Here is a 1,714-nt window from a genome sequence, read left to right as displayed (position 1 = left end):
TGACGTCACGGTGGTGGTGACCCCGCTCGACCTGCCCGTGGCCGACGGCGAGGCGTCCCGGTACACCGAGAACCTCGCCATCTGGAATGGCGGGGAGGGTGTGGTGGACTCTCACCGGTCGCAGGTCGTCGTGGCCGCCTTCCGCCTCGGTCCGGTGGGGGACGACGGCGAGCCGGGCGAACCCGACTACCTGGACCCCCGGCTCGACACGCTCCGGTGCGAACTCGCGGTGGCCACGGTGACCGCCGCGCTGACCGCGCTGCCCGGCGCGATCGCGGTGAGCATCGGTGGAGCGGCCGCGACCCTGCCCGCCGGTCCCTACCGCGATCTCGTCACCGGGAACCCGCTCCCCGTCCCGGCGCTGGTCGGAGTGAGGGCGGGCATGCAATCCGAGACCACGTCGTGCGTGTACACCACCGGACTCGGGCGTTTCGGTCGACTGGACCTCGAACGGCTCGACGTCGCCGCGCCCCCCGGCGCCCTCTACGGGCAGATGTGCGACCTGGTCGCGTACACCCTGGGCTCGGGGACCATCTTCCAGGCCGGGCAGGCCCTCGAGGTGGGCGGGCCCCAGCCGCTGCTCACCAGCATCGAGACCTCCCCGTTCACCGGACAGCAGGTCCTGCGCCTCACCCCCGGCTAAGCACCGACCACCGTGTCACGGTCGCCGGTGGGGCATCCTCTCCACCACCAACCTCGTGGTGGCCGCCAGCTGGAAGGGCCGGACGACGGGCTCGATACGACTGGTCAACCTGTCCTTCTTGAGCTTCGCGATCACGCTGCGGACCAGTTCGGGCAGGGGATTGCCCGAGTGGTCGACCAGCGGGTAGACGCGGACCTCCGGCGCGACCCGCGCCATCTCGACGATCGCGTCGACATGGTCGGCCGTGCTCATCCGGTCCGCATAGGTGAACAACAGGTGGGAGCACAGGACGAGGTCGGCCGAGTCAGAGGCGAGAGGCAGTTCAGGCAGCGCCCCGGCGATGTACCGGCCGGGAGCGGCCTCGAGGTCCGCGAGCATCGACTCGGCCGCGGCCCGACGGACGGATTCGTGACCAACGACGCCGCCGCGAACGTCCCAGTCGTACTCGAGATCCCGGGAATGGAAGTGGGCGAGCGATCGATCCAGATCCGCCAGGACCCGCTCCCTCAGATCACGACCACCGAGCGCGTATTGCGGGTCCACCGCCACCGCGTCACCGCCCGCGGCGGAGATCTCCGCGACAGCGCTGGCCGCCCCACCCGGGCAGTCGACTATCCGACGACCAAGGTCCACGGCGTCCAGGTCGAACATGTCCGTGTACTCGTCCAGGGAGCGGGCGCTCACCAGGACATCCGATTCCGACAAGGGAAGGTGGATGGTGCGGGGACTTGCGGTCACCTGGTCGTTCTCCTCGATCAGGTCGGGCTCGGCCTGTCTCGGCCGCGGCGGGTGTCCGGCGGTGACCCGGGTCCCGGTGGGTCCGCCTGCCCGACTGTCGTTCGGCCCACCCGTTCCCGGTGGACCCGTGAGGCGCCTGCTACGCCGGGGCGGCGGTGGCGGCGCGAATCCACTCGGAGTCGCTCCGCCAGCACATCAACACGTCGTTCTGCACGGCGCCACCGTAGCAACGGGCGCGGACACCGGCCACCGATTCGTTTCCGGTGAGCCGAACCCGCGACGCGCACCCGGCCTGTGACCTGGACCACCAGCACAACTGACACCGGTTATAGT

At 70.4% G+C, this 1,714-nt stretch carries 2 protein-coding genes; one reads left to right on the top strand and one right to left on the bottom strand.

The genetic code is table 11. The annotated features are described in order from the left end of the window. Nucleotides 1-643, top strand: a 643-nt coding sequence (locus G6019_RS11885) for a hypothetical protein (RefSeq protein ID WP_182627673.1), incomplete at its 5' end; no start/stop codon positions are given. Between the two features lie 15 nt (nucleotides 644-658). Here G6019_RS11885 and G6019_RS11880 read toward each other — a convergent pair. After that, a complete protein-coding gene (locus G6019_RS11880) occupies nucleotides 659-1,381 on the bottom strand; it encodes a hypothetical protein (RefSeq protein ID WP_107757844.1) in 723 nt (240 codons plus the stop codon). Nucleotides 1,382-1,714 lie beyond the last annotated feature (333 nt).

Origin of the sequence: Dietzia sp. DQ12-76 (assembly GCF_014145045.1) — a bacterium.
GTDB lineage: Bacteria > Actinomycetota > Actinomycetes > Mycobacteriales > Mycobacteriaceae > Dietzia.
Note: the sequence above shows the minus strand (reverse complement) of the source record. Positions and strands in the feature narration are given on the sequence as shown.